The sequence below is a fragment of the Cellvibrio sp. ATLC23 genome, from assembly GCF_057196725.1.
The window spans coordinates 172,969-194,019 of sequence record NZ_JBXUOS010000001.1; the positions used below are offsets into that span (position 1 = coordinate 172,969).

General features: G+C 48.9%; 10 protein-coding genes. 5 read left to right on the forward strand and 5 right to left on the reverse strand.

Annotated elements, in window-relative coordinates; translation table 11 throughout:
• Positions 1 to 155 precede the first annotated feature (155 nt).
• From AC2CG4_RS00765 to AC2CG4_RS00785, 5 genes are all read left to right on the forward strand, one after another.
• Positions 156 to 2,327 carry a type I secretion system permease/ATPase gene (locus AC2CG4_RS00765; RefSeq protein ID WP_484484434.1) on the forward strand — a complete coding sequence of 724 codons (2,172 nt, stop codon included), beginning with the start codon at positions 156 to 158 and terminating at the stop codon, positions 2,325 to 2,327.
• Complete coding sequence (locus tag AC2CG4_RS00770) at positions 2,324 to 3,742, forward strand: HlyD family type I secretion periplasmic adaptor subunit (protein WP_484484435.1); 1,419 nt, start codon at positions 2,324 to 2,326, stop codon at positions 3,740 to 3,742. Before AC2CG4_RS00765 ends, AC2CG4_RS00770 begins: the two co-directional genes overlap by 4 nt.
• Positions 3,739 to 4,335, forward strand: a complete 597-nt coding sequence (locus AC2CG4_RS00775) for a LuxR C-terminal-related transcriptional regulator (RefSeq protein WP_484484436.1) — start codon at positions 3,739 to 3,741, stop codon at positions 4,333 to 4,335. Before AC2CG4_RS00770 ends, AC2CG4_RS00775 begins: the two co-directional genes overlap by 4 nt.
• A 171-nt stretch (positions 4,336 to 4,506) precedes the next feature.
• The gene (locus tag AC2CG4_RS00780; RefSeq protein WP_484484437.1) at positions 4,507 to 10,542 is read left to right on the forward strand and encodes a retention module-containing protein; all 6,036 of its coding nucleotides are present in this window, start codon (positions 4,507 to 4,509) and stop codon (positions 10,540 to 10,542) included.
• Between the two features lie 58 nt (positions 10,543 to 10,600).
• Entirely contained in the window at positions 10,601 to 10,930 is a 330-nt protein-coding gene (locus tag AC2CG4_RS00785) for a hypothetical protein (RefSeq protein ID WP_484484438.1), read from the forward strand.
• 58 nt (positions 10,931 to 10,988) lie between these two features.
• Here AC2CG4_RS00785 and AC2CG4_RS00790 read toward each other — a convergent pair whose 3' ends face one another.
• The 5 genes from AC2CG4_RS00790 to ydiJ form a co-directional block, all read right to left on the reverse strand.
• Positions 10,989 to 12,902, reverse strand: coding sequence for a bifunctional diguanylate cyclase/phosphodiesterase (locus AC2CG4_RS00790; protein ID WP_484484439.1), 1,914 nt, complete (start codon positions 12,900 to 12,902; stop codon positions 10,989 to 10,991).
• Between the two features lie 65 nt (positions 12,903 to 12,967).
• Complete coding sequence (locus tag AC2CG4_RS00795; RefSeq protein ID WP_484484440.1) at positions 12,968 to 13,618, reverse strand: transglutaminase-like cysteine peptidase; 651 nt, start codon at positions 13,616 to 13,618, stop codon at positions 12,968 to 12,970.
• Between the two features lie 214 nt (positions 13,619 to 13,832).
• The gene (locus AC2CG4_RS00800) at positions 13,833 to 14,552 is read right to left on the reverse strand and encodes a GntR family transcriptional regulator (protein WP_484484441.1); all 720 of its coding nucleotides are present in this window, start codon (positions 14,550 to 14,552) and stop codon (positions 13,833 to 13,835) included.
• Positions 14,553 to 15,121: 569 nt separating this feature from the next.
• Positions 15,122 to 17,689: a DUF349 domain-containing protein gene (locus AC2CG4_RS00805; protein ID WP_484484442.1), complete on the reverse strand. Its 2,568-nt coding sequence runs from the start codon at positions 17,687 to 17,689 to the stop codon at positions 15,122 to 15,124.
• 58 nt (positions 17,690 to 17,747) lie between these two features.
• Positions 17,748 to 20,801, reverse strand: coding sequence for a D-2-hydroxyglutarate dehydrogenase YdiJ (ydiJ, locus tag AC2CG4_RS00810; RefSeq protein ID WP_484484443.1), 3,054 nt, complete (start codon positions 20,799 to 20,801; stop codon positions 17,748 to 17,750).
• Positions 20,802 to 21,051: the final 250 nt, after the last annotated feature.

The window sequence follows — 21,051 nt, forward strand, 5'->3', positions numbered from 1 at the left end:
CAAACCGTTAATCGAAAACGCATCAAATTCCAGTAATTTGGTGCGTTTTTTTATGCGCTATAGCCAGATACTCAGCAATGAAATTGCGCGACTAGTCATGGCCATCTATATTACAGAGGCTTTTGTTTTGCCCGCTTGCTGCACCCGGAGCCACAATGACCCTTGATGTTCAGTTTTCCTCGGATGTTTCCTCTGCTGCCGCTAGTGGCGGTCCGCTGCTGGAGTGTTTGTTGCTCATTGCACGTGCGCATCAAATTACCAGTACGCGCGAAGCCTTGTTGGCGGGATTGCCGTTGGAAGGACACCAACTCACACCTTCTTTATTTGCCCGCGCCGCCAAACGCGCTGGCCTCACCAGTAAAATCGCAGAGCGCGACTTGCTCCAATTAAATACGGCGCTATTTCCTGCGGTGCTTATCTTGCAAGACAACCAAGCTTGCGTATTGCTCGCCATAAAAGAAAATTCTGCGCAACTACTCTATCCTGAGTTGGGTGATGCAGTTGTTGATGTGTCGTTGGAAGACTTGGCTCAGCAGTACGCTGGCCGTGCGATTTACGTGCGCCCGCAAGAGCGATTTGATGCGCGCACCGTCGAAATTGGCAAAAAGGTCAATGCAAAAAATCATACCGGACACTGGTTTTGGAGTGTTATTACCGAGCATAAATATTTATATCGCGATGTGTTGCTCACCGCGTTATTGATCAATTTTTTTGCACTGGTAGCGCCGCTGTTTGTGATGAATGTGTATGACCGCGTGGTGCCAAATCATGCGACTGACACACTTTGGGTGCTATCGGTTGGCATGTTAATCGCAATCAGTGCTGATTTTGCGCTGCGCATGATGCGTACTTGGTTTGTTGATCTCGCTGCGAGCCGTATCGATGTCAGTTTGTCGGCAAGTATTATGGAGCGCGTGCTGGGAATGAAATTTTCCGAGCGGCCAGCATCGGTTGGCTCTTTTACCGCAGGCCTGCAATCTTTTGAGTCTATTCGCAGTTTCATTTCTTCCGCGACTATTTTGGCATTAGTGGATTTGCCGTTTGTTTTATTATTTTTAATTGTTGTCTTGTTAATTTCCTGGCCGCTGGTATTTCCCATCATTGTGGGCGTTGCGTTGGTGATGATTTACACCGCAGCGGTACAACACAAAATGCATTTGTTAGCTGAAAGTTCTATGCAGGCATCTGCGCAGCGCAATGCCACTTTGGTGGAAAGTTTAACGGGGTTGGATACAGTAAAAACCTTGGGCGCCGAAGGCCAAATGCAGGCGGTCTGGGAAAAAACCACGCTCCTTGCATCGCGGGTGGGAGTGAAAATGCGTTTTCTGTCTGGCTCGGTTGGCACAAGCACTTTGTGGATTCAACAAGCTGTATCAGTTGTCATTATTATTGTGGGTGTCTACCAGATTATTGATGGCAATTTAAGCCAAGGCGGACTGATCGCCGCTTATATGTTGTCATCGCGCATTATGGCGCCGGTAGGGCAGACTGCTGGTTTGTTGATGCAATATCACAGCGCGGCAACGGCATTGACGGCGCTGGACGCCATAATGGAAAAACCCGTAGAGCGGCCAGTGGATGCCAACTGGATTAGCCGCCCGCGTTTGCAGGGTGGAATTGAGTTCAAAAAAGTTTCCTTTAAGTACCCACAAGATGAGCGCGAAGTGCTGCGTGATGTGGCGTTCAACATTAACCCAGGTGAACATGTTGCAATACTCGGGCGCAATGGCTCAGGTAAAACCACGATTGAAAAATTAATTACTGGTTTGTATGAGCCGGCTGCAGGATCCGTGCTGTTAGATGGCATTGATATTCGCCAGCTCGATCCGGCTGAATTGCGCCGCAACATGGGGTATGTTGCGCAAGATGTGAATTTATTTTTTGGCTCACTGCGCGACAATATTGCGATGGGCGCATTGCACACAACAGATGAAGCTATTCTAGAGGCGGTGCGTTTGAGCGGCCTGATGGATTTTGTTAACCAGCATCCTATGGGGTTGGCCATGCCGGTGGGTGAACACGGGCAATTACTGTCTGGTGGGCAGCGTCAGTCGGTGAGTATTGCGCGTGCATTGTTGAGCGATCCACCAATCTTATTAATGGATGAACCGACCGGCTCGATGGATCACACCAGTGAAGAAGAGTTTAAGCGTAATCTCGCACAGTTTGCCGCGCACAAAACTTTATTGGTGATTACTCATCGCACCTCTCTGTTGGAATTAGTGAATCGTATTATTGTGATCGATGCGGGGAAAATTCTTGCCGACGGACCAAAAGAACAAGTAATAGAAGCGCTGCGTCAAGGCAGAATCGGGAGAGCATCATGACGGGCTCGCGCGATAAAATCTGGTTTGAGCGCGTTGGTCGCTGGATGAATAAAATCGGTCTGCCTGCAACAGCTTATATCGACAAACTCTATGCGCGCTGGTTTGATCCGCTGCATGAACAGCAGCAGGATTGGGTAACCGATTCGGATTGGGCGAAGTTGCAACAGGAGCCGATACGTGCGCGTGCACTGTTGCGGGTGGTTGCGTTGATTATGCTGTTGTTGCTGGTATGGGCGGCATTTGCGCCGCTCGATGAAGTGGCGCGCGGAGAAGGCAAGGTGATTCCTTCATCGCAACTGCAAATTATTCAATCCTTTGATGGCGGCGTAGTGCAGGAAGTTTTGGTGCGCGAAGGGCAAGTGGTCGAAAAAGGCGATTTGTTATTGCGCATTGATCCCACACGTTTTATTGCTACCTTTCGCGAGAACCGGGCTGAATCTGCGTCGCTGCAAGCCCGTGCCGCACGCTTGCAGGCATTAACTTCCAATACGGATTTACAGTTTGCCGATGACTTAGTGGCGGAAGCTCCGGATATAGTTACGCACGAACGCAGTCTGTACGAGTCCAATCGCAAAGAATTGGATGAGCAATTAAGTATTGCGCGCAGCCAATTAGATCAGCGCTCGGAAGAATTAAATGAAGTGCGTGCAAAACTGACACAAGTAACACGCGCATTAGAGTTGTCGACGCAGGAATTAAATGTCACCAAACCTCTGCTGGCCAGTGGTGCGATTTCTGAAGTAGAAATTTTGCGCTTGGAAGCGGAGGTATCCAACGCAAAAGGTGAGCGCGCGCAAGCCTTATCTCAAGAGTCGCGCTTGATGCTAGCTGTGCAGGAGTCAGAAGGAAAGTTGCGCGAGACAGAATTGCTGGTGAACAATAAATGGCGCAATGAATTATCGGAGGTGTTGAGCAAGCTAGCCTCCCTATCTGAAACCAGCACAGGCTTAGCCGATAAGATTAAATACGCCGAAATTCGCTCACCTGTGCGCGGTACAGTGCAGCGGTTATTTACCAATACCGTCGGTGGTGTGGTGCAGCCGGGGCGTGAAGTGATTGAGATGGTGCCGCTCGATGATCAATTACTAATTGAAGCAAAAGTGTCACCCAAGGACATCGCGTTTTTGCACCCGGGGCAAGCGGCGATTGTGAAGTTTACTGCCTACGATTTTGTGGTGTACGGTGGATTAAAAGGCACGGTTGAACACATCAGCCCGGATACGATTACTGATGAAAAAGAGCGCACCTTTTATATTGTTCGCGTACGCACCGAGCGTGCTGGTTTTGACCCCAGTCTGCCGATTATGCCGGGCATGATGACGCAAGTGGATATCCTTACCGGCAAAAAAACCGTGCTCGCGTATTTGTTAAAACCGGTGCTGCGTGCGCAGCATAATGCGATGACTGAACGATGATACAACACTTCTTTTTTACTTCTGCCGATATCACATCAAACCGCTGGTTGCAGGCATTTCCTGCGGCACAGATTAGTGATGTGCTGCCTATTACTGTTGCTACTGATATGGTGTGGTTGCTGTTGCGCGATGAGCAGAGTTTTACGCAGATTAAAAACCTGAGTTTCGCCGGTGCGCGGGTTATCGCTATGACTGCTATCGAATCACCACAGGAAGCGCGTCGTGCGCTGGAGGCGGGGGCGAGTGGTTATGTGCATTACTTGGCGATACCACAAGTGCTCGAGCAAGTGGCGCAAGTAGTCGCTGCTGGCGGTATGTGGTTAGGTGCAGATTTGATGCGGCAATTGGTATTGGCAACGGCGCGTATATTGCCAGCGGCTGAAACCGCTCAGGCTGATTTGTCGCAACTGACTAGTCGTGAAAGGGCCGTTGCTGAATTAGTCGCTGCCGGTAAAAGCAACAAAGAAGTTGCCCGCGAGCTGGACATTACTGAGCGCACTGTAAAGGCCCATTTGAGCGCTGCTTTTGGAAAGCTTCAGGTGCGCGATCGTCTGCAACTTGTATTGGTGTTATCTAACAGTTCTGGCGTTTAAAACATTTTCTGCAAAAAAGCCCCTCATCTATTCTTTATTCTTTTAAATAAATAAAAAACATCTTCTTATTGTCCTTTAGTCCAATGGCGTAAGTTTCAACACTGGCTAGACTTCAACTATCGCACTCACTTTGTGAGATGTATCACATATTTCTATTGCATGGAGTTATCTATGAGTACTGCTGTCGCCAAGGTTGCGTTTCTTCAAGGTCAAGCATGGGCGAAGGCCCCGGATGGGACTCTGCGTGCTCTTACAGTTGGTAGTACGCTGAACGATGACGATATATTGGTAACGGCGCAGGGCTCCCGTGTTGAGTTGGATGTGGGCAATGGTGAGCTTCTAGTAGTTAACGGTGGCCAAGAAGTGGGCATGAGCCGTGACTTTCTTGCCGAAACGGCGACCGATGCGGATGAAGCATTGTTGAGCGATGCCAGTGTGCAAGAGGCTCTGACCGTATTGGATCAAGGCGGCGACCTGTTGGATGAGTTGGAAGAAACCGCTGCGGGTGATAACACCAGCGGCGGCTCGGATGGTAGTAGCTTTGTGCGTTTGGCCAGAGTTGTTGAAGGGACTGGCGGGCAGTCCTTTGGTTATGATACGGCTAACCCAGCTGCGGCTGGCACCTCGCAAAACGATGCTGACTATATCAACCGCGCGCCTTTGGTAACTGATCAAACCTTGGCAGGTAATGAGGATGAAGTGCTCACTGGGCAAATCATCGCCACTGATATTGAAGGTGATTCAATCACCTATGCGCTGACCAGCGCGCCAGCCAATGGCACTTTGCAGCTCAATCCGATCACTGGCCAGTTCACCTTTATCCCTACCGCAAACTATTTCGGTCCAGACAGTTTTGTCGTCACCGTGACCGATAGTCGCGGTAATGCCAGTAGTACCACTATCACCTTAAACATACTATCGGTTAACGACGCACCTACCACCAACGATATCAACCTCACAACCGACGAAGATGTACCAGTTAACGGGCAGGTTGTGGCGGAGGATATTGAGGGCGACACATTGACTTACACTGTGTCTGGTCAGCCAGCGAATGGCAGTGTGGTGCTGAACCCGGCTACTGGCGCGTTTGTGTATACGCCTAATGCCAATTACAACGGTAGCGATGTGTTTATCGTGACAGTGGATGATGGCAATGGCGGTACAACCACCAGTACCGTGCGTATTGGTATCAATCCGGTCAATGATGCACCGGTCAGCAATGACCAAAACCTGATTACCGATGAAGATACTCCTATTGATGGCCAAGTCGTCGCCAGCGATGTCGATGGCGATACGCTGGGTTACAGTGTTTCCGGCCAGCCTAGCAACGGTGTGGTAGTCCTTAATCCAGCTACCGGTGGTTTTACCTATACCCCGAATGCCAACTACAACGGCAGCGATAGTTTTGTCGTCACCATTAGTGATGGCAATGGCGGCACAACAACCAGCCGAATTAATATCGGCATTAATCCTGTCAATGATGCCCCAGAGTCTGCTGACCAAAATCTCACTACGCCGGAAGATACGCCGCTCAATGGTCAGGTAGTGGCTACTGATGTTGAAAATGACACCCTTGCTTATGTTGTATCCGGCCAGCCGACAAATGGCAGTGTCACTCTTAATCCGGCTACCGGTGTGTTCGTGTATACCCCGAATGCTAATTACAACGGCAGTGATAGTTTTGTGGTGACTATTGATGATGGCAATGGTGGCTCTACTACTAGCCGTATCAATATTGGTGTTACTCCGGTGAATGATGCGCCGGTCGCTAGCAATTTGAATTTGACTACACCGGAAGACACGCCGATCTCCAATCAAATCAGTGCGTCTGACGTAGATGGCGATACGCTGACCTTTAGTCTTACTGGTGCGCCAAGCAATGGTTCGGTGAGCTTAAATCCTGCAACGGGTAACTTTACCTACACCCCGAATAACAACTTCAACGGTAGCGATAGTTTTGTAGTGACCATCAGCGATGGCAATGGTGGAACCACCACCAGTCTGGTCAATATCGGTGTAACGCCGGTGAATGATGCCCCGAACGCCAGCAATCAAAATCTCACCACACCGGAAGATACCCCCGTCAGCGGCGCTATCAGTGCCAGCGATCCAGATGGCGATACGCTCACTTACAGCGTGTCTGGTACACCCGCTAACGGCAGTGTGGTGCTGAACCTGGCAACGGGCAGTTTTACCTATACACCCAATGCGGCCTATAACGGCAGCGATAGCTTTGTGGTCACCATCAGTGATGGTCAAGGCGGCACTACCACCAGTACCGTCAATATTGGTGTTACGCCGGTGGCGGCGACTACCGTGAGCAGTGTCACTAGCCCATCGATAACGGAAGGTGGTGATCTGGTCTACGACGTGACCCTCAGTGGCCCAGCTGCCAGTGGCACTAGTCTGGCCTACAGTTTAGGTGGCGGTACTGCTAGCGCCGCTGATTATGGCAGCGCTAGCTTCAGTAATGGCGTGACGCTGGTGGGCGGCAATTTGATTATTCCAACCGGGGTAAGCAGTTTTACCGTGACTATACCGACGGTGGACGATGCTATTGCTGAGGTTACCGAAACCCTGCCGCTCAGTGTGGGTGGTGTGACGGGTACGGGCAATATTCTGGATAACGATCCTGCCCCCAAAATTACCTCGCTTGGCGTAACTCATGCCACAGAAGGCGCCAATCTGGTGTGTACCGTAACCTTCGATCAGGTACTTGGTGCGCCCCACACTTTGTCCTACAGTATTGGCGGCGGCACAGCATCGCTTGCAGATTACGGTACGCCAATTTTTAGTAATGGTGTTACGGTAGTGGGAGGGAATCTGTTAATTCCCAGTGGGATTAGCAGCTTTAACATCACCCTGCCAACCGTAGACGACACTCTCAATGAGCCAACGGAAACTGTTCCCTTTACCTTTGGTGGATTGACCATCAACGGCAACATTTACGATAACGATGCGGCGCCGAGCGTGAGTATCGACAATGTCAGCGTGAATGAAGCAGATGGTACGGCTACCTTTACAGTCAGTCTCTCTGCGGCTTCTGGTCGTGCTATCAGTGTTGATTACACCAGTAGTAATGGCAGCGCTACAGCGGGTACTGATTACACCTCGGTAAGCGGCACATTAAATTTTGCGGCCGGTGATACCAGCAAAAGCATCACGGTAAATATTGCCGATGACAGTATTTTTGAAGGCAATGAAAACTTCTTTATTACCTTAAGCAACCCGACTAATGCCACCCTCGGTACTGCGGTAGGTACAGGTACGATAGTGGATAACGACAGCGCCCCGACTGTTAGCGGCGTTTCCAGCCCATCGGCCACAGAAGGCGGTGATCTGGTGTACAACGTGACCCTAAGCAATCCATCGGCCACCACAACCACCGTGGCTTATACCTTGGGTGGCGGCACTGCAGTGGCTGCTGATATAGGGACACCGACATTCAGTAATGGTGTGACCTTGGTGGGTGGCAATTTGATTGTACCGGCGGGCGTCACCAACTTCAGCGTCACTGTGCCCACAGTCGATGACGCACTCAGTGAACCGACTGAAACCCTGCCATTGACGATTGGCGGTGTGACCGGTACGGGCAGTATTATCGATAACGACGGCGCACCAAGTCTAAGTGTCAACAGTGTCAGTGTGAATGAGGCAGGCGGCACGGCGACCTTTACTGTCACTCTGTCTGCGGTTTCGGGTCAGGCCATCAGTGTGGATTACGCCAGCAGTAATGGCAGCGCCACAGCGGGTAGCGATTACGCCTCGGTGAGTGGTACCTTGAATTTTGCGGCCGGTGAAACCAGCAAAACCATCATCGTCAATATCACCGATGACAATCTTTTTGAAGGCAACGAAAATTTCATCATCACTCTAAGCAATCCTACTAATGCCGCGCTAGGTGTAGCGGTAGGCACGGGTACAATTGTGGATAACGACAGCGCTCCAACGGTTAGCGGCGTATCCAGCCCATCCGTGACTGAAGGTGGAAGTCTCGTTTACAGCGTGACTCTGAGCAACCCATCGACTACTTCAACCAGCTTGGCTTATAGCCTGGGCGGTGGTACTGCAGTAGCAGCGGATATAGGCACACCCACCTTCAACAATGGCGTGACCTTGGTTGGCGGTAACTTGATTGTGCCAGCGGGCGTGACCAGCTTTACGGTCAATGTGCCGACAGTTGATGACACTCTCAATGAACCGACCGAAACCCTGCCGTTGACCATTGGTGGTGTAACCGGCACGGGCAGCATTGTTGATAATGACGCTGCGCCCAGCCTGAGCATTAACAATATCAGCGTGAATGAGAATGCAGGCACTGCGACCTTTACGGTCACCTTGTCTGCAGTGTCAGGCCAAGCCGTGAGTGTGGATTACGCCAGCAGCAATGGCACCGCCACAGCGGGCAGCGATTACACCTCGGTGAGCGGCTCCTTGAACTTTGCTGCCGGTGAAACCAGTAAAACGATTACGGTCAATATTACCGATGACAATCTTTTTGAAGGTAATGAAAACTTCACTATCACACTAAGCAACCCGACAAACGCCTCAATCGCCACCGCCGTAGGCACAGGCACGATTGTGGATAACGACAGCGCTCCAACGGTTAGCGGCGTATCCAGTCCCTCGGTGACGGAAGGCGGAAACCTTGTTTATAGCGTGACTCTGAGCAACCCATCGGCCACCCCAACCAGCTTGGCTTATAGCTTGGGTGGTGGCACTGCTGTAGCAGCGGATATAGGCACACCCACCTTCAACAATGGCGTGACCTTGGTTGGCGGTAACTTGATTGTGCCAGCGGGCGTGACCAGCTTTAGCGTCACAGTACCAACAGTGGACGACACTTTTGTCGAAGCAACTGAAACTGTGCCATTAACAATTGGTGGTGTGACCGGAACGGGCAGCATTATCGATAACGATACTGTGCCGAATGTTGCTCCTGTAGCTGGCGATGATCCTGCATCAACTCAGCTAACCGCCGGATTAAAAAGTGGCACAAACTTCACCTGGACCCAGCCCTTTATCAGTTCAATTAGCGCAATTGGCGGCACATTAATTACCAATAATGCAGATGGTGTTGCGGGTGCTATGGGCGTTGCAGGGAAGGGAAGCACTACAGAAGTTGATGATGAAATCCAAAATGGCGAAGCTATTTTGGTTACCTTTAATGCTCCAGTGGTAAGTGCAAGCTTTGGTTTTGACAAGCTCGATTTCGCTGGTGTTCCCGAAACCGGTTTGTGGATTGCTTATCTCGGTGGTGTGGAGGTAGGTCGGGGGCAATTCAATCCAACAGACGCTACCCGCAGAGGAACTGTCGATGTTAAAGATGCATCAGGCAATGCGATTGCATTTGATCAACTTAAATTTGATACAGCCACTGCTGGTTCAGACTATGTGGTTACTTGGTTAACAGTTGGGCGCAATACTGCGACAGTGCAAGAGGGAATGAGTGTTTCTATTCCTGCCGCTACAGGAGTATTGGTTAACGACTCAGATTCAGATGGGGGCACATTATCAGTAGCTGCTGTGCGTACTGGAGCAGAGGCCGGTGTAGGAACTGACGGTACTTTAGGTGTTGCATTGCAAGGTGCATACGGCAAGTTAATTCTGAATGCCAACGGTAGTTATAGTTACACCGCCGATAATCTTGCGAGTTTACATCCTGGTCAAATTGCCAAGGATCATTTCACCTACACCTTATCGGATGGTCAAGGTGGTACCGATAAAGCAACCCTAACTATTTCAGTATTTGGTGCTATGGGAAGCGATAATCAATTTTATGGCACGGCTGGAAACGACACTATTGTCGGCACTAGCGGCGCTGATTTTATTAGCGGTGGTGCCGGTAACGACACCATGACTGGCGGTTTAGGTGCAGACACGTTTAAATGGGCGCTTGCCGATAAAGGTACTGCCGGAACGCCTGCGAGGGATGTCATTCAAGACTTCAGTACTGGGCAAGGGGATGTGTTGCACCTCTCCGATCTATTGCAAGGCGAGAACTCCGCGAACCTGACTAATTATTTGCATTTCACCTCTGCAGCAGGCAATACAACCGTTCATATCAGTAGTGCTGGGGGCTATAGTGCTGGCTACGTTGCAGGTGCGACTGATCAAACCATTATTCTAAATGGCGTTAATCTCAGTGGCACTGACCAGGCTATTATCAACCAATTAAAAGCCGCAGGTAATTTAATTACTGACTGATAAATAAGTGTGAAAAATCCCGCTTTTTTAGCGGGATTTTTTTTATTGAGGCCATTCTATGTATGTAAAACGCAATCAAAGCGGTGAGATTGTTTCAATCAGCAAAGTGGCTGAGGGAGAATTTACTGAGTCGCTCGGCGATGATGCACCGGAAATACTGCAATTTTTGCAGAGTGAAAAATCGGCTGAACAGCTTGCACTTGAACAAACCGATCAGGCGATGGCGCGGGTATTGGAAGATGTGGTGAGTTTGCTGGTAGAGCAGGGCGTGATTCGTTTTACCGACTTGCCTGCAATTGCGCAGGATAAATTATTGGCACGCCGCGAATTGCGCGGCAAACGCCAAGGTATTCAACTGCTGGATGATGGCGACAATTTACATCTTTAATCGCACACGTTTAAAAGCGCATCGTTCACCATACACAGTTAATAAAAAGTTTTTAGCATCAGATAATGTGCGAGCCGGTAAACCCATCGAGTCCTATTTTACTCAAGGATTGTTGTTCAGCATCGCTGATTACACCCTCGGCAATCATCACAATGCCTAATGAATGACCCAGTGTGCAGAGGCTTTGCACAAATGTTTGGCTGCTCGTATTGCTGTCAATATCGCGCGTAATGGCGCTGTCTATTTTTAAATAGCTCAGCCCCATTGCCTGTAAATCACCAAATTGAGTGAATTCCAAACCAACATGTTCCAAGCCAATACGGCAACCTAAGCTGCGCAGCCGTGTAGAAAATGCGCGCAACTCTTCCAGATGGCGCAGCATGCAAATTTCAGGAAATTCTAGCCACAAGTTTTTTGTGTGCTCTGGCTCATTGCGCAACAGGGCGATTAGTTGTTCGCGAAAATTGGCGCTGCATAATGACGCCGCCGAAATATTAATCGCCAGGGGTTCATTTGTATGGCCAAGTTGTAACAAGGCTAACTTTATTATGGCCAAATCCACATCCGGCATTAATCCTAAACGTACGGCCCAATGCATGAAATAACCGGCGGACTTGAAGTCTTTATCTAATTTCATGCGCGCAGCGGTTTCATGGTGAATTAAATCGCCATTGGCGTTGCGCACGGGGAATTTAGCTAGCGCAATAGTTTGCGCGGTTAATGAAGCGGTAATGGCAGCGCGCCATTCGCTTAAGTTGAGTTGTACAAAATCCGGTTGATTGTTTTCCAGTATTACAACTGCACGGTTACCTTTTAATTCTGCTTGGGCGAGCGCCCCATCCAGCTTGTGTAAAAGTGCATTGCGATGATCGTTGCTATTGAAACTGCACAATGCCAGAGGCAGGGCGATTTTATCGAAGCCGTTGGCAATCAATTGAAAGTTTAATTTTTGCGATAAATCTGCACTGAAAATATCGATAGGTTTATCGGTTGGTGTGAGCAACGCAAAATCGCTGCCGTTTAAACGGCCTGCGTAGCTGTGGGAATAGTTCCCTTGCATGTCCTTGAATACATCGGCGAGCGTGCGCAATATCTGGTCGACTTGTTGATGCCCTAATTGATTGTTGAGTTCATTCAGATTCATTACCCGAGCCATTACTAAAATGCCTGACGACTGTGCGTCTTCGCGGGTTAATTGGGTGTCGAGCAAGTTTAAAAAATGGGTGCGATTGGCAAGCCCGGTGATCGCGTCTGTTTGCGATTCGCGGCGCAGTACTTCAAGTTGGCGCGCTTCTTTATCCAGCATTTGTTTAACGCCCAGCGAGAGAGTATTCATCGCGCGCACCAAACGCTGAAACTCTTTGGTTTTTGGCTCTTCCGAGGTGATAAAACGGCGCTCACCTATGGCTTCAGCTTGATGGACGACCAAATCCAAAGGGCGCGAAATATATTTCAAAATAAAACTGCCAATCAAGCCGCTCAGCAGTGTAGCCACAATAAACCAGTCTAATAAATCGCGGGTGTTATGCCAGAGCGCCTCTACAGCGTAGCGCGAGTGACTTTTTACAAGCAGTGTTCCCGCTTGTTGCCAGCCATCTTGTACCTGCGCAATGCCGGGGGCCACATTAAATTTTACGTATTTGGAAAACCATTGCGGCACAACAGTAACGGCAGCAGCATTTTCTTCAAAGCTGCGCGCAACAATGGGTTTTTGGTGGGCGTCCTGAAATATAATATATTCGTAATGGCCTGCATCAAATTGCGCAGTAATGAGCAGCTCCAGCGTGATGGGATCCTTCTCGGGCATTTGCGATATGGATAGCGCAAGCGAATTGGCATTGTCGATATTTTTTAAGCGTAGTTGCTCTTGCAGATAAGTTTTTGCAGTCAGTGTGCTGATGACAAAATTACCGCTCAGCACCATAAGTAAGAGCACAATAATACCAATCCACAATTGTTTAATTAATGACATGCTGGTTGCCTTTTAGTATTCATCGTCTTTGGTGATTTTAGGGTAGAGCACCATGGTATCCATTATTAAAATCCTTCTGCTTTTGCTCGCGCGAGCAAATCGCGCCAGCGCGATAGGCGAGCAGTTGGATCAGCTAGTGTCGATTGGTTGCCCACCCAGAGGCCTTCACTGTTGAAGCTGAATACCGGATGCAAATCGGGGCGTTTATTGGCGGGCTCAATAGTGTTAATCAAACTGTCAAGAATCAAGGGAATAGCATCGGGAGTGGGGTAATAGCCCAGTACCATATGCGCTTGAAATAATTTGCTCTGCGGGCCACCGATTTGCGCTTTTACATAAATCAGGCGCAATTGTTGCGTTGCAATACCTAATTGCAGCAAGCTGAAATATTTTGCGATAGTGTAATCTTCGCAATCACCTGCGCGCACGCCCATAATCTCTACCGGTGTGGCCCAGTAATCGCTTTTCTTCCATAGGACTTTGTCCTCGGTATAGCGCACATTTCGATTAAAAAATTGGTTTACCTCAAATAGCTTTTCTTCTGCCGGTGAATTGTTAGCTTTATCGAGCATGCGGCTCCATGCGCCCAGTAAGGCGCTGCCGTCGCTGCCGTAACGGTTTTGCATGACCTGCTGCATTTTATGTGAATCCAGCTGGGCGGACGCCAGAAGCGAGAAAATAAACGCCAGCAGACTCGATAGGATTTTGATACGCAAGCGAAAAAACTCAGGCCGGCACATCAAACAGATCCGTTAGGTGTAATGTCGCATGAAAACAATAAGGCATGATTGATTCGTTGTAATGATCAGCATGCCTTGGAGTATAGCCAGTGTTTGGAGAAATGCGCCTTGTCGTTCACTCACCGGATTATTGCACTTAAGAGCTGCCAGCTGTGGCGCCGCTTAAGTGCAATGGGGTGGTGGATGTTGCCTAAATAAAATATTCTGGATGTTCCTGCGGAATCAATTCCAAAATATTGTAAACGTCTTTTAAGTGGACGCTCATAGCCGCAGCTGATTTGTCTGCAGCGCCAGCTTTGATTGCCTTAATAATCGCTGCATGCTGACTGAGGACTCGTTTATATTGACCGCTCACATGCAAACTGAGATTGCGCACGCGATCCATATGGGCTTTCTCTGCCTCGATAAACGATGCAACACGCGGATATTGAGTAAAGTTTGCCAGCGCGTGGTGAAAGTTGTCATCGAGTTTTTGAAAGGCGAGCGCATCATCATCTGCCGCTGCCGCTTTTTGGTCGGCGATGATTTTTTCACAGGTATTCACCGCTTCCAAGCGGATGGCTGCGTCTGGATTGGTGGCAATCTGCGTGACTACAGCAACCTCTAGTGCTTCGCGAATAAAACGAGCCTCTAGAATTTTTTCAATACTGAACTTAGACACATAGGTTCCGCGCTGGGGCAATACTTCAACAAAACCTATATTAGAAAGTTGGATTAAAGCTTCCCGTACCGGGGTACGGCTAACGCCAAACTGCTGGGCGAGAGCGGTTTCGGAAATCATCTGGCCGGGTAGAAGTTCCATGCTGATAATTGCATCGCGGATAAAGCCAAATATCTGGCTGGCCGCTGGGCGGTCATAAGACAGGCCTTTGGATTCTGGGCGCATGCTAATCAAAGGCTGTTTAGCCACTCTGTATCTCCTCTGGAAAAATCAAACTGCCAACTTCTGGTGGCGCTGGGTAGCAAAGATGGATTGTGCCTTGTTACGCGCCGCTATGCCATATCCGTGTGTGCGTGATTCGAGGGGGCAGCAACAGGATTTAGGCGTCATTTATCTGCCTGGATTACTTATCAGTAAAAAAGTATCTATAGGTTGAATTGTTTTTATTAGCATAAAGTCATTATGACAAAAAGCTTGACCCACTAGTATGCAAGGGGTAGGATTACCTCAATGTTTACTGCGCTATCGACAGGGCAGTGGACAGGGGTTGTGTTTGACCTTATTTCTGGCGGATTTTTTCCGCCAGTTTTTTAAACCTTAATGTTGTGGTTGAACTATTTATATTGAACTTCTTTCGCATTGTTCATTGTAATAGCTCTCCTTTGTATGTTGTTTGACCTCTCCCTTATTTTGCAGTCACTGGTTTCAGTGACTGCTTTTTTTATCGAAATTTATTCGATTCCCCAAATATTAATGACAATAAAAAAGCGAGTCAGGTGTTAGCCGACTCGCTTTGAATATTTTTTTATTGATCTGGCTTAGTTTTTTACACCGCGTGCTCTGCTGTGATTAAAGCGTTCCAACAGCGATGTGTAAACGCCAGTTGCCACCCCACCCAGCGCAATCCACTCCAGTATCAATGGCTCAAAGCTGCTGTCGCGTTGGCCAAAGGCCTCCTGCATTTGTTTAACCTGATAAGCCATACGCACTTGTTTGTCTTCTGCTGGACTTTCCAGACCTGCCAAAATTTCTGCACGAATAGTTAATGTACGTAGCAGTTCGGTATTGTTTGCTTGCGCGGTACTGGTGATTGCATCTGCTTTGGCTACGCGCTGTTGTAACAGGCTAAACGTACCACTAGGCCAGCGCGGGGTATTGGCGATGAGCGCGTCCAATTTTTCTTTTTGTGCAGTAAGGTGTTCACCCGTGGTTTGTGCGATGACGGCAAGTTCATATTCACGCACTGCATCCAGTGCATTAAACAGGTCAGTCCAACTTTGTTCTTCCGCTTGGTTGCGCGCGCTATCACGTTTAGTGGCAATAGCGGTGATAGCGGCATTAAATTTATTTTGCAGTGCTTTGGCTGTTTCTTTTGGCAAATCTAACGCAAAAAATTCTGTTTTAAGCGCGTCGATATCCGTTTTGGCGGCATTGAGCTGTTCAAGTGTTTGGTTGCTGAATTGGTTGAGTTGTTCAATCAGATTCTCGGCTTGAGCTGTGATTGCCTGACGCTGCTCTTTGGCTGCTTCAAATGCTTGGTTACGCTGGGCGAATACCGCATCGCAATGGCTGCGGAATTCTTGCCAGAGTTGTTGATCTTCTTTGTGCCAGCTTTTGCCGATGGTTTTCCATTGGGCTTGTAATTGTTTGACGGTCTCGGTTGCCGCGCGTATATCGGTAGCTTCTACCAATGTTTGCGCCTGCTCTATTAAACCTTGTTTGGCGTTTTTGTTACTTTCGTATTCGCTGGTGATTTTGCCAAACAATTGTTCCATCAAACTTTCAAATTCTTTTTGCAGTTCATTGCCGGCTTTGCGCGGCACCGGCCAGTAGGTTTGCCATTCAGCGCGTGCAGTTTTTAAGGTTTGCTCAACGTCTTTCCATACTGCGTTGCTAAAATCGTAACCTTGTAAGTACTGTTGTAATTGATTCACTAATTCGCGGCGTTTATTTAAATTGCTTTCGCGCTCGGCTGCTTGCGCTTCAAAAAATTCTTTGCAGGGTGCATAGGCCACGGCGGATGCCTGCTGGAATTGGTGCCAGAGTTCGTCGTCTTGTTGCTGTACACCTTTGCTGACTTCTTTCCAGTTGTCTTGCAGTTCGTGCACTTTAGTCGCGAGAGCCTCTGGATTCATGCTGCTGTTGGCCAGTTCTTGCATCTGAGTAATCAGCGATTCTTTTTTAGGGGTGACAGCAAATTCGTGCCAATCGCCAAGTTTCGCCAGTTGCGCTTCAAAGTCATCGATTTTGGCTTGAATACCTTTAGGGATTTCTGCCAATTGCACACGTTTTTCCTCGAGTTCTTTTTGAATCGCGCGGGCTTTGCGCACAAAACCTTGCTCGGCCGCCCATAAACCTTTGCGCGCCAGTTCACTGAAGTCGCGCAGCGCATTTTTGGTCGCTTGTTCGGCTTGATGGCGCTGCGCCCAGATTGCATCCAACTTGGCTTTGGCTTCGTTTAATGTGTCGGGCAGTTCATCGCCCAATTCTTTTGCTGACTTAATTAATTGTTGCAGTTTTTGCTGTGCATTTTTGACCAGCTCGGAATCTTCCGCTTGCTCCAGCTTTTCCGTTAATTGTTTAACGGTGCCGGAAGTTTTGATTTGGTCGAGTAAATTCAAGGTTTGCTGTTTGCGCAGTTCGAACGCTTTGCTGAGTTTATCCAGCGGCAATTGACGGTTGGCAGCCAAACGCACAGCATTGCTCAACTCCTGAATTTTTAATTCGTAGTTAGCGTTGAGCAGTTCATCGACATGGCTTGCGCGATAAATATCGCCCGCCAATTGTTTCAGGCTGTTATACGCCTCTTCTGCCAATTGCAGGGCTTGTTGATCAAGCGATAGTTTTTCTTCTTCATCGGCGATGGCTTGCGCGCGGGCATTGATTTTTTCTTCGCATGCGGCAAGGGCGCTTTGGTAGCGCGCTTGCGCTACAGCAGACACTTGCCCCAAGGCATCCCACTCGCTTTGCAATACTGTCAGTTTCGCTTTGAACAGTGAGTCTGCTTCAAAATGGGAGTGGCGTTCCAGCTTTTCGCAAATGCGCACAGCACTGGCCTCCAGTTCTGCCACTTTTGCATCTTCCGCTTTAAATACATCCAATTTAGCTTTAACAATTTTAAATACGTTTTTGTCTTTGGTTTTTACTGTTTTGGCGAGTTGTTCCAGAATCTCACGGCTATGTATTTTTTCCGCAGCTGCTTGGCGCAATTGGCTGGTGGCGCCATCGCTGGCGAGTTTGAGCAGCTCGCTTTCATCGTTGGTTTGCTCAACCACATCCAAACTAATAACCGGTTTCGGCGCTTTGGATTCTGCAACCGGAATAGGTGCTGGCTTAATCGGTTCGGCTTTGGCTTTGCTTCCAAACAGTTTGCGTAATAATTTCATAGTCGTGGCTCGTCAGTCAGTGAAAGTAGTTAGTAAAGTTTGTCAGTTAAATAAAAAGTTAAATCATTTGCTGCAATAAAATCTGTACTGGGTGGGGCAGTTTTACATTGTCGATGCGTTTGGTTTGGCTGCGGCAGGAATAACCAGTCGCGGTTAACTTGCCGCTGTTGACTGGGTTGTTCACCACTTGCGACCAGGACAGCGCATAGATTTTTTTAGAGGTTTCGACATTGCTGCTCTCGTGGCCATAGGTTCCAGCCATACCGCAGCAGCCGGTTTCGATGACTTTTAATTGTTGGCCGAGTTGAGCGAAAACCGTTTGCCAATCTTTTACCGAACTCACTGCATTGGTTTTTTCAGTGCAATGGGCAAGCAGTGAAAACTCCGCAGCTTTGAAATCGCGGGTTTTGCCGCTGAGTTGTTCACTCTGTTGCGCGAGCCACTCTTGAATCAGTTGCACCTTAGGCGCGTTATCGCCCAGCACTTTTTTGTATTCGGCGCGGTAAGCGAGTGTCATCGCCGGTTCAATACCCACCAGTGGAATACCGGAAGAGGCTAAGCCGTTCAATTGCGTTGCGTTGGTATCTGCCGCTTTGGCAAACGCTTTTAAAAAGCCATGTACTTGCAGCGGTTTGCCATTGGGTTTGAATGGCGCGAGCAAGGGAGTGAAGCCGAGCTTTTGTAACAAGGTGATGGTGTCGATTACCAATGGTGTTTCAAAATAACTGGTGAAGGCATCCTGTACCAGAATAACCGCTTTGGTTTTTTCGGCAGGTGTGAGCTGCGCGATATTCTCCAGGGTGGCGTAATTAACCCCGAGTTTTTCTGCCGCTTTATGCAGGCTGATACCGGTGAGCAGCGGGCTATCGACCATGCCGATAAAACGCGCGATAAACTTCTGCATAAATTGCGGTTTCATCATCAGGTTGTATGCCCAAGGCATGTTGGCGAGGGTGGGAATCATAAATTCCAGGCCGCCGATAAAATAATCCTTGAGTGGACGCAGGTAGCGGCTGTAATACAATTCTAAAAATTTTGCGCGGAATTCCGGTACATCCACTTTAATCGGGCATTGACCGACACAGGATTTACACGCAAGGCAACCCATCATGGATTCGTGCACTTCGTGGGAGAAATCGTATTCGCCTTTGCGTTTGCCCAGAGTGTTGAAAATACGCGTAGGCAAATTAAAGACAAAATTTGCCCGTTTTACTTTTTTACTTTCATCAATAGCATTAACGCCGCGCTCGCTCATTTGTTTGAGCCATTCGCGCATTAACGACGCGCGCCCCTTGGGCGAGTGCTTGCGTTCGCGGGTGCCTTTCCAGCTGGGGCACATGGCATCATTCGGGTTCCAGTTGTAGCAGAGGCCATTGCCATTGCAGTGCATGCCTTCGCTATAACCTTCCCATACTTGCACAGGGATTTTACGATCCTGCTGGCCACGTGTGGTCACTTCATCAATTTTTAATAGTTTGATGTCGGCCGAAGGTGTGGCAATTTTGCCGGGGTTTAACTGGTTGCGCGGATCAAACGCCGCCTTGATGCGCTGGATTTGCGGATACAGCTCGCCAAAAAACGCCGGTGCATATTCCGAGCGAACACCTTTGCCGTGTTCGCCCCATAAGAGGCCGTTGTATTTTTGGGTGAGTGCAACCACGCGATCGGTAATCACGCGCACCATTTTTTCTTGCGCGGGATCTTTCATGTCCAGCGCCGGGCGCACGTGTAATACACCGGCATCCACATGGCCAAACATGCCGTAAGTTAAATTGTACTCATCGAGTACTGCGCGGAACTCGGCGATAAAATCGGCGAGGTTTTCGGGCGGTACTGCGGTGTCTTCCACAAAGGGCACTGGGCGAATTTCGCCTTGCACATTGCCGAGCAGACCTACCGCTTTTTTACGCATGCCCCAAATTTTATTGACCGCTTCATTACCCCAGGCAATGGAATAACTGATGCGGCCAGTGCTCGAATCCTGCGCGGCTTGATCGAGCATATCAGTGAGTTTTTTAACATCCGCATTTAACTCATCTTCTGTGTTTGCGGTGTACTCGACTAGATTGATGCCCTGGATTTTTTCGCCGCTCTCTGGCGCAGGAAAGAACTCGGATACGCTGTGCCAGACAATATCGTTCATCGCAAGATTCAATACTTTTGAATCCACCGTTTCAATGGAGGTCGGTTCAGCTTTCATCAGCTGAGCGGCATCGCGCAGGGCGACGTTGAAATCGCGATAGTTGACGTTAATCAATGCACTGTATTTTGGAATGGGCAATAAGCTGATCTTGGCTTCGGTGATAAAACCGAGCGTGCCTTCGCTACCGCACAGGATATTGTTCAGATTAAAACGACCTTGTTGATCGCGAATATGCGCCAAGTCATAACCGGTAAGGCAGCGGTTGAGCTTGGGAAATTTTTCCTCGATCAGTGCGTGATGTTCGCGTTGGATGGCATCGACAATGCGATGAACTTCACCCACGCGATCTTCCCGTTTCCACAATTCTTCTAATTCATTTTCATCAATTGCCTTGGATACCCAATCGGTACCGTCGAGCAAAACTGTGGTTAATTCCAATACGTGATCGCGGGTTTTGCCGTAGCGGCAAGAGCCTTGACCGGAGGCATCGGTATTGATCATGCCGCCGATGGTGGCGCGGTTACTGGTAGAGAGTTCCGGCGCAAAAAATAAACCGTGGGGTTTGATCGCCGCATTGAGCTGATCTTTAACAACGCCGCATTGCACGCGCACCCAGCGCTCCTCGACATTGATCTCCAAAATCTGATTCATGTACTTGGAGGTATCCACCACCAAACCATCGGTGAGCGATTGGCCGTTGGTGCCAGTGCCACCACCCCGTGGGCTGAGTATTACGGATTGGTATTTTGGTTGCTGGCTGAGCTTGGCGATACGTACCAGATCGGCAGTGTCGCGCGGGTAGAGCACACCCTGCGGTAGTACCTGGTAGATGGAATTGTCCGTCGCCAATACCGTGCGGTTGGCATAGTCAGGGTTCAAATCGCCACTGAAACCATTTTCGCGCAGGGCGTTAATAAAGTTCAGGTACAGGGCTTGGACGGGGGAGGTTTGATCAATACGTGGAATCATGGGGCGGTCATCAATCGGCTGCTATTCATGGGGCGGCATTCTACTCCCTTGCTTACCTAATGTCCTGATCTTGCATCTAATCCTTATACGTGTTTCGGCCCATGACTGATCTTTCCTGTTACCGCTTTACTCAGACTAATTTCCGCGGAAAGCAAAAGGCTGTACAAATGTTGACACACTAGTATACAAGTAATAGCATCGCGGCGTTTGTATTCATGTATACAAGTACACATCTAACAATAAGCCCATG